This window comes from Halomonas rhizosphaerae (assembly GCF_030012485.1).
In the GTDB taxonomy this organism is placed as follows: Bacteria; Pseudomonadota; Gammaproteobacteria; order Pseudomonadales; family Halomonadaceae; genus Halomonas; species Halomonas rhizosphaerae.
This window is the reverse complement of sequence record NZ_JASCQQ010000003.1, coordinates 243,096-251,102: the sequence shown is the minus strand read 5'-3', so window position 1 is coordinate 251,102 and position 8,007 is coordinate 243,096. Positions and strand designations below refer to the sequence as shown.

Annotated in this window: 6 protein-coding genes and 1 pseudogene; 2 read left to right on the top strand and 5 right to left on the bottom strand. The window is 69.3% G+C overall.

All coding sequences use genetic code 11. The features are described 5' to 3' along the window. Positions 1-54 precede the first annotated feature (54 nt). The 5 genes from QLQ86_RS01410 to hemC form a co-directional block, all read right to left on the bottom strand. Complete coding sequence (locus QLQ86_RS01410) at positions 55-1,416, bottom strand: NCS2 family permease (RefSeq protein ID WP_282815676.1); 1,362 nt, start codon at positions 1,414-1,416, stop codon at positions 55-57. Between the two features lie 210 nt (positions 1,417-1,626). Beyond that, positions 1,627-2,874, bottom strand: a complete 1,248-nt coding sequence (locus QLQ86_RS01405) for a heme biosynthesis HemY N-terminal domain-containing protein (RefSeq protein WP_282734103.1) — start codon at positions 2,872-2,874, stop codon at positions 1,627-1,629. After that, positions 2,871-4,415 (bottom strand): uroporphyrinogen-III C-methyltransferase, encoded by a 1,545-nt coding sequence (locus QLQ86_RS01400; RefSeq protein ID WP_282815675.1) that lies wholly within the window; start codon positions 4,413-4,415, stop codon positions 2,871-2,873. The genes QLQ86_RS01405 and QLQ86_RS01400 overlap by 4 nt, the downstream gene beginning before the upstream one ends. 6 nt (positions 4,416-4,421) lie before the next feature. Beyond that, positions 4,422-5,216, bottom strand: coding sequence for a uroporphyrinogen-III synthase (locus tag QLQ86_RS01395; RefSeq protein ID WP_282815674.1), 795 nt, complete (start codon positions 5,214-5,216; stop codon positions 4,422-4,424). After that, the gene (gene hemC, locus QLQ86_RS01390; protein WP_282734100.1) at positions 5,216-6,157 is read right to left on the bottom strand and encodes a hydroxymethylbilane synthase; all 942 of its coding nucleotides are present in this window, start codon (positions 6,155-6,157) and stop codon (positions 5,216-5,218) included. The genes QLQ86_RS01395 and hemC overlap by 1 nt, the downstream gene beginning before the upstream one ends. Positions 6,158-6,419: 262 nt before the next feature. On the opposite strand from hemC, the gene argH reads away from it, so the two are divergent. After that, positions 6,420-7,838 carry an argininosuccinate lyase gene (argH, locus tag QLQ86_RS01385; RefSeq protein ID WP_282815673.1) on the top strand — a complete coding sequence of 473 codons (1,419 nt, stop codon included), beginning with the start codon at positions 6,420-6,422 and terminating at the stop codon, positions 7,836-7,838. After that, positions 7,838-7,942 (top strand): annotated as a pseudogene (gene lptM / locus QLQ86_RS20130) (LPS translocon maturation chaperone LptM); the annotation flags it as partial. The gene argH and the pseudogene lptM, both read left to right, overlap by 1 nt. Positions 7,943-8,007: the final 65 nt, after the last annotated feature.

The window sequence follows — 8,007 nt, the reverse complement described above, 5'->3', positions numbered from 1 at the left end:
CGGGGCTGCCTTTCGGCAGCCCCGCTGGCGTCTCGGGCAATCAGCGACGCCGCCTCAGTGGGTGGTTACCAGCATCAGCACGCTGAGCGCCGCCGAGACCCACATGGCCGGGCGGATCGCCTCCATGCGCCCGGTGAAGAGCTTGATCAGCACGAAGGAGAGGAAGCCGAAGGCGATCCCCAGGGTGATCGAGTAGGTCAGCGGCATCAGGATGATCGCCAGGAAGGCCGGGAAGGCCTCCTCGGCACGTGCCCAGTCGATCTTCGCCACCGGCGCCAGCATGAACAGCCCCACCAGCACCAGGGCCGGGGCCGTGGCAATGCCCGGCACCAGCGAGAGCAGCGGCGAGAGGAACAGGAAGGGCAGGAAGAGCAGCGCGATGGTCACCGCCACCAGGCCGGTACGCCCGCCCTGGGCGACCCCGGCGCCGGACTCGATGAAGGTCTGGGCCGCGCTGGTACCGAGCGGCGCGGCGATCATCGAGGCGAAGGCATCCACGGTCATGGAGCGCTTGAGGTTGCGCGGGTTGCCGTCCTTGTCCTTGAGGTCCGCCGACTCGGAGAGCGCCATGAAGCAGGAGAGGGCGTCGAAGAAGTTGGTGAACAGCATCACGAAGATGAACGGCAGGTAGGCCACCTTCAGCGCCCCCCAGATATCCACCTGCATCACCGCGCTGAAGTCGGGCCAGGCGGCCAGGCCGCTCCACTCCACCATGACCTCCTCGCCCCACAGGCGGCCCATGGGGGCGGAGAGCAGGGTGGTCAGGGCGATGCCGAGGATCAGCGCGCCGTTGAAGCGCAGCACCACCATGATGGCGGTGGCCATCAGGCCGATGAAGAAGGTCACCAGGCTCGCGTCGAAGTTGCCCAGGGTCACCAGGGTGGCCTCGCTGCCGACGATGAAGCCGGCGTTCTTCAGGCCGATGAAGGTGATGAAGAGCCCGATGCCGCAGGTGATGGCGTAGCGCAGCGAGGCCGGGATCGCCTCGATGATCGCCTGGCGGACATTGAACATCGCCAGCACCGCGAACAGCACGCCGGACCAGAAGACGCAGCCCAGGGCCACCTCCCAGGAGAGGCCGGCGCCCAGCACCAGGGTGTAGGTGAAGAGCGCATTCATGCCCATCCCGGGGGCCACCAGGATGGGATTGCGCGCATAGAGCCCCATGGCCAGGCTGCTCATGAAGCTGATCAACACGGTGGCGGAGAGGGCCGCGGAGAAGGGGATGCCGGCATCCGAGAGGATCGCCGGATTGACGACGATGATGTACATCGAGGCCAGGAAGGTGGCGATGCCCGCGAGCACCTCGGTGCGCAGGGAGGAGCCGCGGTCGCGTACACGAAAGTAGCGCTCGATCCAGCGCCCACCCGGGGCGGCGGCGGCGGGCGAGGCGGCAGCGGTCGTTGTCTGTTCCATGGCGGGGTCCCGTTGTTGTTGTGGGTCGTGGTGTGGAAGGTCTGTCGCCGACTAGGGTAGGCAATTCTTGACCGATTGGACAACACCCGGGGCGCCATCAGGGTATACAAAAAGGTCTAATGCCTGGATACCGGACGACCAGGCAGCAGAAGGGGCGCCCTTGGGCGCCCCCTGGAGAGTGGATCACTGGCCGGTCCGGCGGCGGACCGTTCAGGCCGTCTTGCTCTTCTTCTCCTCGTGCGGCTCCTCGCTCGGCTGGGGCAGGGAGGGCAGCGACTTGTCGAGCAGCTCGACGCTCTGCCGGTAGAAGAGCTGGCTCTTCTGGTGCTCGCCCAGGTTGGCATAGAGCCGGGCCAGCTCGGCACAGGCCACCCCGCTGGGCCGCTGGCGCTGGCTCGCCTCGAAGTACTCCTGGGCCTTGCCCCAGTAGGCGTTGCGCAGCGACAGGCGCCCCAGGGTCAGCAGCAGGTCCGGGTCGTTGGGCCGCTCCTGCAGCCACTTCTCGGCCACCACCAGCTGCCTGCGAGCATCCACGTCGAGCAGGCCGTAGCGCAGCACCAGGCGGCTGTCCCAGTGCTCCTTGAGCGAGTGGCGCAGCAGCCGCTCGGCGATGCCCTCCTCGTTGCCCCGCACCAGCGCCTCGGCATAGAGCACGATCAGGTCGGTGTTGGTGCGCAGGTGGTCGGGCATGTCCGCCCAGAGGTTGCGGACCCGCTCGATGTCGCCGGGGTTGCGCGCCTCCTGGCCGATCAGCTCGCGGTAGGCGCGCAGCTCGAGCTGCTCGCGCTCCTCGCGGGAGATCAGCTGCTGGGCCGCCAGCCGGGGCATCAGGCGGCGCAGGCCATCCCAGTCGCTGACGCTGAGATAGGCCTGCTTGAGTTGCTTGAGCACCTGGGGGTGATTGGGCAGGTGACGGTCCAGGCGGGTGAGGATCGCCAGCGCCTCCTCGTACTGCTGGCGGTCCAGCATCAGCTGGGCCTGCATCATGCCCACCGCGGTGTCGGCCCCCTCGGTACTCAGGTGAGCGCGCTTGAGCAGGGTGTCGGCCTGCTCGTAGCGCCCCTGGTAGTGAGCCGCCAGGGCCGCCGAGAGGTAATTGACCAGCGGCGTGCTGGAGTCGTCGGCCGCCTTGACCAGCGACTTCTCGGCCTTCTTCCAGCGGCCCTCGGCCAGCGCCACCAGGCCGCGCACGGTGCGCTTCATGGCGGTGCGGTTGCGGGCACGGCTATTCCACACCTTGAAGCGGCTCACCGGTCGCGTCAGGCGCATCAGCAGTCGCAGGGCGAAGTGCAGCACGATGAAGGCGGCCAGCAGCAGGACCAGGCCGAACCAGAAGGAGGTCTGGAACGAGGTGTCGCCCACCCGCACCAGCCAGTAGCCCGGCACCGACATCATCAGCTGGCCGAACAGCGCCCCGAGCGCCAGGCCCAGGACCACGATCAGGATCAGCTTTCTCATGCGTCATCTCCCTGGCCGTCGTCACGACCCTCGAAGCGCCGCTCGATGAAGGTCGCCAGCGCCTGCTGGGAGCCGCTGATATCGGGAAGCTCCGGACGGATGCTCTGCTGCTTGAGCTCCTCGAGGCGCTCGATCACTGACTGGACGCCGCTGGCTTCGGTATCGTAGTAGCCGCGGATCAGCGCCAGGGCCTTGTCGAGACTGGCCTCATAGAGCTCCTGCTCCTCCTTGAGCAGCGCCAGCTGGGACTGCTCGAGCACCAGGCGCACGCTCTGGCGCAGGTAGGACTCCTGCTCCGGCGAGATCAGCGCCTCCAGGGCCTGGTCGTGCTGGCGCACGGTGACCAGCTCCTTGAGCTCGCCGCCGAAGCGCGCCAGCTGCTCCTGCCAGCCCCCCGTGGGGGCCTCCTCGAGGGCGGCGGCGTCGGCGGTGATCTCCTCGATCTCCTGGGCCAGCGGCTGGCCGGCGAGCTGCTCCTGCTGGGCGTTGAGCGCCAGGTAGAGCCCGGTACGGTCGACCCGCGGTACCGAATCCAGTGCGGCCAGCTCGGAGGCGATCTCGCGTCGCACCGGCACCAGGGCCGGGTTGTCGGCCTCGATGAGCCGCTCGTCGGCGGTGCGCAGCAGGGCGGCGGCGCCCTCGACATCGCGCTCCAGCTGCAGACGCTGGTTGGCCAGGCGCAGCAGGTAGGCGGCCTCGGCGTGCAGCCAGTCGCGCTCGTCGGTGTCCTGCTCGCGGGAGAGTTCGTCGAGCACCTTGTCCAGGGTCTCGTCGACGCTGCCGCGATAGTCGGAGAACTCGCCGCGCAGCTCAGACAGGGCCGAGTCGAGGGCCGCGTCACGCTCGCTCTCCGCGCTCTCGAGCTGCCCCTGCAGCTCGCCGAGGTCCGACTGGCTGGCCACGTCACCGGGCAGCGAGGCCAGGCGCTGCTGCTGGGCATCGAGCTTCTGCCAGGCCTGCCAGCCGAACAGCCCCACCCCGATGGCCAGCAGGATCACCAGCACCAGGGCCAGGACACCGGCCTTGCCACCACCCTTGCCGCCATTACCGGCGGAGGTGCCGGTCGTGCCACCGGACGCACCACCACCCGCCGGGGCGGTCGACCCGCCGCTGCCAGCGCCCTTGCCGGCCTTGGCCGACGTGTCGGCCTTGCTGGGCTTGGCGGCACTGCCACTCGGGGCAGCGGGCTTGGCGCTGGCCGCCTGCTGGCTCGCGGCGGGTTTTTCTGTGGCAGGCTTCGCCGCAGCGGACTTGTCGCTGCCGGATGCCGGCTTGTCGCCCTGTTCCGAACGACTGGCGGACGTGTCGTCGGCGCTGGAAGCGGTCTTCCCGGCGCCGGCCTCACCGCCGCCTGCAGGCGCCTGCGCGGCGTCCGGCTTGCCCTGCGTCGCGCCGGCGGCCTGCTTGCCGCCGGCCTTGTCGTAGCGACGCGATCGGCGCCTGCCGGAAGCGGTCGGCTTGCCGGCCTCGCCCCCCGAGCTCGCCGATTCCGCGCCGGAGGGCGCCTGCTGTTCGTCCTGATCGTGTGGTTGCTTGCTCATCTGTCGCTAGCCCTTTTCGAGATCATCATGATCGACATCGGCCTCCTCCGGGGCGCTGCTCCTGGCGACCGCGACCGCCAGGGCGGCAGGCGTGGCACCCGACGCCACGACGGGAAAAAGAAACCCCAGCCTGCCGGCCAGTGTAGCCAACCGGGCACTGGAAACGATTAGCGGTTGGTTCAAGGCGGCGTCTGTGCACCATCTTGCCAGATGTTCGAGGATTTCTCCGCTGCTGACCACCAGCGCACGATATTCGCCAGCGGCGAGCCGCGCCTGCATGGCGGGATCGGGATCGAGGAGGCGACGACGATAGACCGCCAGGCGGGTCACCCGGGCGCCGCGTGCCGCCAGGGTATCGGCGATCAGGGGACGCCCCCCCTCGCCAGCCACCAGCAGCACGCGCCGCTCCCCGAGGGCCTGCAGCGAGGCGAGCCGCAGCAGCGCCTCGCTGGTATCCTCGCCGGCCGACGGCGAGGGCACATGGACCCGCACGCCAAGGCGCCGGTGCAGCAGGGCGGCCGTGGAGGCCCCCACGGCATAGAAGTCGATGCCGACCGGCAGCTGCGGCCAGTAGCGATCCAGCGCCTCGACCAGGCATTCGGCCGCGAAGGGGCTCACCACCACCACCTTGTGGAAGTGGTCGATGTCCAGCCAGGCAATCCGTGTCGCCGGAGCCTCCGCCAGCGGCTCGAGTTGCATGACGTCCAGGCGCATGACGGGAAGGCCCCGGGCCTCGATGGCCGCGGCCAAGGGCCCGGCCCGCTCGCCCGGCCGGGAGATCAGTACCGGCAGGTCCGCCATCAGCCGGCGCCGTAGACCTCGGCGAGGATCTCGCCGGCGCCCTGGTCGAGCAGCTCCTCGGCCACACGAATGCCGAGGGCCTCCGGCTCATGCAGGGAGCCGCGTCCCTCGGCACGCAGCACCCGAGTCCCTTCCGGATTGCCCACCAGGGCACGCAGCCACAGGGTCTGGCCGTCATCCTCGAACACCGCATGACCGCCGATGGGCACTTGGCACCCCCCCTCCAGGCGGGTATTCATGGCACGCTCGGCGCGCACGCGGGTCGCCGTGGTCGCATCGTCAAGGGGAGTGAGCAGCGCGAGCAGTTCGGGGTCGTGCAGGCGACACTCGATGCCCAGCGCGCCCTGGCCGCAGGCCGGCAGGCAAACCTCGGGGGGCAGCTCCATGGTGATGCGATCATCGAGCCCCAGCCGCCGGAGCCCGGAGGTGGCCAGCAGGATGGCGTCGAACTCGCCATCGTCGAGCTTGCCCAGGCGGGTCTGGACATTGCCGCGCAGGCTCAGCACCTCGAGGTCGGGGCGCGCCTCGCGCATCTGCAGGCCGCGGCGCAGGCTCGAGGTGCCGATGCGCGCGCCCTCGGGCAGCGCGTCCAGGGAGGCGTAGTGGTTGGAGATGAAGGCATCGGTGGGCTCGGCGCCCTCGAGGATCACCGAGAGCCCCAGGCTCTCGGGAAAGTGCATGGGCACGTCCTTCATGGAGTGCACGGCGATGTCGGCGCGGCCGTCGAGCATCGCCTCCTCCAGCTCCTTGACGAAGAGCCCCTTGCCGCCGACCTTGGCCAGCGGCGTGTCGAGAATCTTGTCGCCGCGGGTGGACATGGCCACCAGCTCCACCTTCAGGCCGGGATGGGCGGCCATCAGCCGGTCGCGAACATGCTCGGCCTGCCACATGGCCAGTTGACTCTTGCGGGTGGCGATACGCAGGGTATTGATGGCTTGCACGTGGTTCTCCCGTACCGGGTTGCCTACCGTTGGCGCGCGTTGTGCCGCCGCCCGGTGATGACATGGATATCCCTCATCATAAAGCACCGCGCAAGGCAGGAAAAATCGCGTCGTGTCACGCAGGCCTCCCGCTGCCGCCCCTCGCCAGCCGCACGGACTCTGGTACACTTTCCGCCATGTCAAGGCAGCACCGCCCCGGCGGCGCTGCGGCCGGCCCGCCGGCCGTCACCCACCGCAATCGTCTAGCAGGATGCCCAGCCCGATGAGCCCTAGTTCACCGAACCCCGGCACCAACCAGTCCTGGGGCGGCCGCTTCAGCGAGCCCACCGATGCCTTCGTCGAACGCTTCACCGCCTCGGTCGACTTCGACCAGCGCCTCGCCCTCCACGACATCCAGGGCTCGGTCGCCCATGCCACCATGCTGGCCCGGGTCGGGGTGCTGACCGACGAGGAGCGCGATGCCATCATCGAGGGCCTCGGCGAGATTCGCGGCGAGATCGAACGCGGCGAGTTCGCCTGGTCGGTCGCCCTGGAAGACGTGCATATGAACATCGAGGCACGGCTCACCGACAAGATCGGCATCACCGGCAAGAAGCTGCACACCGGCCGCTCGCGCAACGATCAGGTGGCCACCGACATCCGCCTCTACCTGCGCGACGAGATCGACGTGGTCGGCGCCGAGCTGGCCCGCCTGCGCGAGGGGCTGATCACGCTGGCCGACCGCGAGGCCGACACCATCATGCCCGGCTTCACCCACCTGCAGACCGCCCAGCCGGTCACCTTCGGCCACCACCTGCTGGCCTGGCAGGAAATGCTGGCCCGCGACCACGAGCGTCTGCTCGACTGCCGCAAGCGCGTCAACGTGATGCCGCTGGGTGCGGCGGCGCTGGCCGGCACCACCTACCCCATCGACCGCCATGTCACCGCCGAGCTGCTGGGCTTCGAGCGCCCCGCCGAGAACAGCCTCGATGCGGTGAGCGATCGCGACTTCGCCATCGAGTTCACCAGCTTCGCCAGCATCCTGCTGATGCACCTGTCGCGCATGAGCGAGGAGCTGGTGCTGTGGACCAGCGCCCAGTTCGACTTCATCGACCTGCCCGACCGCTTCTGCACCGGCTCCTCGATCATGCCGCAGAAGAAGAACCCGGACGTGCCGGAGCTGGTCCGCGGCAAGACCGGCCGGGTCTACGGCCACCTGGTGGGCCTGCTGACCCTGATGAAGTCCCAGCCGCTGGCCTATAACAAGGATAATCAGGAAGACAAGGAGCCGCTGTTCGACAGCCTGGATACCGTCAAGGGGTGCCTGCGCGCCTTCGCCGACATGGTGCCGGCCATCGAGCCCAGGAAGGCCAGCATGGCCGAGGCCGCCCGCCGTGGCTTCTCCACCGCCACCGACCTCGCCGACTACCTGGTGCGCAAGGGCGTGGCCTTCCGCGATGCCCACGAGATCGTCGGCCAGTCCGTGGCCTTCGGCCTCAAGGAACAGAAGGACCTGTCCGAGATGCGCCTCGAGGAGCTCAAGCAGTTCTCCGACACCATCGAGGCAGACGTCTTCGAGGTGCTGACCCTGGAGGGCTCGGTGGCCGCCCGCAACCATATCGGCGGCACCGCCCCGGACCAGGTGCGCGCCGCGGCCCAGCGGGCCCGTGACGCCCTGGCGACCCTGGCGGGCCAGGCCTGATGCGCCGCCTCGCCCCCCTGGCAGTGGCCTTGGGCCTGACCCTGGCCGGATGCGGCCAGAAGGGACCGCTCTACCTGCCCGACGACGAGGCGGCCGCCGAACGCTATGACCCCGCCGGCCAGCAGGAGGCGTCGGACGAGGACGCGGCCCGGCAGGACGACGACACCGC

Bases quoted from the DNA above. Each gene is read 5' to 3' on its own strand.
- QLQ86_RS01410 (WP_282815676.1), bottom strand. From the start codon at position 1,416: ATGGAACAGACAACGACCGCTGCCGCCTCGCCCGCCGCCGCCGCCCCG.
- QLQ86_RS01405 (WP_282734103.1), bottom strand. From the start codon at position 2,874: ATGAGAAAGCTGATCCTGATCGTGGTCCTGGGCCTGGCGCTCGGGGCG.
- QLQ86_RS01400 (WP_282815675.1), bottom strand. From the start codon at position 4,415: ATGAGCAAGCAACCACACGATCAGGACGAACAGCAGGCGCCCTCCGGC.
- QLQ86_RS01395 (WP_282815674.1), bottom strand. From the start codon at position 5,216: ATGGCGGACCTGCCGGTACTGATCTCCCGGCCGGGCGAGCGGGCCGGG.
- argH (WP_282815673.1), top strand. From the start codon at position 6,420: ATGAGCCCTAGTTCACCGAACCCCGGCACCAACCAGTCCTGGGGCGGC.